The 1,659-nt window shown below is 72.0% G+C and carries 2 protein-coding genes and 1 pseudogene; 1 reads left to right on the top strand and 2 read right to left on the bottom strand.

Going from position 1 to position 1,659, the window contains the following annotated elements:
• Both G6019_RS16290 and G6019_RS16285 read right to left on the bottom strand, forming a co-directional pair.
• Positions 1-235, bottom strand: a pseudogene (locus tag G6019_RS16290) (NUDIX hydrolase); the annotation flags it as partial.
• Entirely contained in the window at positions 232-1,074 is an 843-nt protein-coding gene (locus tag G6019_RS16285) for an ABC transporter ATP-binding protein (RefSeq protein ID WP_107756709.1), read from the bottom strand. The gene G6019_RS16285 and the pseudogene G6019_RS16290, both read right to left, overlap by 4 nt.
• A 152-nt stretch (positions 1,075-1,226) precedes the next feature.
• Here G6019_RS16285 and G6019_RS16280 point away from each other — a divergent pair.
• A partial coding sequence (locus G6019_RS16280) for a maltotransferase domain-containing protein (protein ID WP_182628049.1) occupies positions 1,227-1,659 on the top strand: 433 nt, incomplete at its 3' end.

The raw sequence follows: 1,659 nt of genomic DNA, 5'->3' as shown, positions 1-1,659 counted from the left end.
ACCAGCCCGGATCCGGGCCCCGCCAGGGCCTCGAGCCCCGGTAGTCACGCGGTTCCACGCCGCCTCCGGGGAAGACGGACATACCGGCCGCGAACTGCATGGTGGCCACGCGGTGCTGCAGGAACACCTCGACTCCCCCGCCCACTCGGGCGTCACGCACCAGGGCCACCGTGGCGGCCTCGCGGACCGGGACGTCCGCGGGTGAGGTCGTCACGGGGTCGCAGACGCGGCTCATGGACGCCGGTGCCGGCCGGACCGACGCGCCCGACGGGCGAAGAACCGTCCGTCGATGGCGTCGACGACGATCGACTGTGCGAAGGCGCGGCTGAGGTTCTCGGAGGTGATCACGTCGTCGATCAACCCGGTGGCCGTCACCCCGCCCTCCGAGAGCAGCATCGCGTGGGTGAAACCCGGGGGGATCTCCTCCACGTGGTGGGTCACCAGCACCGTGGCCGGGGCGTCGGGGTCGAGAGCCATGTCCGCCAGACGGGCGACCAGATCCTCCCGGCCACCCAGATCGAGGCCCGCTCCGGGTTCGTCCAGCAGGAGAAGTTCCGGATCGGTCATCATCGCGCGGGCGATCAGCACCCTCTTGCGTTCGCCCTCCGACAGGGTCCCCCAGGTGCGGTCGGCCAGGTGCTCGCCCCCGATCATCTCCAGGGTGTCCGCCGCGCGGTCGAAGTCGGCCCGGTCGTAGGCCTCCCGCCACCTCCCCAACACGGCGTACCCGGCGGAGACCACCAGGTCCTCGACCACCTCGTCGCCCGGGATCCGGCCGGCCACCGCGGCGGACGACAACCCCACCCGGCTCCGGAGTTCGGTGACCTCGGTGCGACCCAGTTGCTCACCGAGGATCACCGCCGAGCCGGTGCTCGGGTACTCGAGCGCCGAGGCGATGCGCAGCAGCGAGGTCTTGCCCGCACCGTTGGGCCCCAGGACGACCCATCTCTCGTCCAGCTCCACCTGCCAGGTGACGGGTCCCACGAGCGTCCGCCCGTCCCTCCGGAGCGAGACGTCGGTCAGATCCAGGACGAGGTCGGGGTCGGTCTCGATAGGCGTTCTCACGACCCCCATCTAACCCCCTCCCCGGTGGCCGGGTGCCGAGGAACACGGCACGAGCGCGTGAACACCCACGCCACGCCCCTGCCGGATCGGCGCCCGCTTCGATAGCGTCGTGTCGTAGAGGCGTCCACACCCCGGAGCCCGCAGCCGAGAGGAGCACCGACGTGAACGACCGTCTGGCCATCGACGAGGTCCGCCCCCTGGTCTCCTGCGGGAGGTTCCCCGCCAAGTCGGTCGTGGGTGAGGTGCTGCCGATCTCGGCGACCGTGTGGCGGGAGGGCCACGACGCGCTGTCGGCGAGCCTGGTGGTCCGCCGACCCGGTGGCGCCTCCTCCCGCACGACGATGGTCCCCGGGAAGGAGGCGGACACCGTCCACGCGCTCCTGACCACCGACGCCCCCGGGATGTGGTCGTTCCGCGTCGAGGCGTGGTCCGACCCGTTCGCCACGTGGAACAGCGGCATCGTCAAGAAGATGGACGCCGGCCAGGGCGCCGACGTCCTGGGTAACGAGTTCGAGGTGGGCGCGCGGGTCCTGGACGCCGGTGCCGCGCAGGCGGCGGCGTCGGGCGACACCGACCGTGCCGCGCTCCTGACGG

Source organism: Dietzia sp. DQ12-76 (assembly GCF_014145045.1).
GTDB lineage: Bacteria > Actinomycetota > Actinomycetes > Mycobacteriales > Mycobacteriaceae > Dietzia.
Note: the sequence above shows the minus strand (reverse complement) of the source record. Positions and strands in the feature narration are given on the sequence as shown.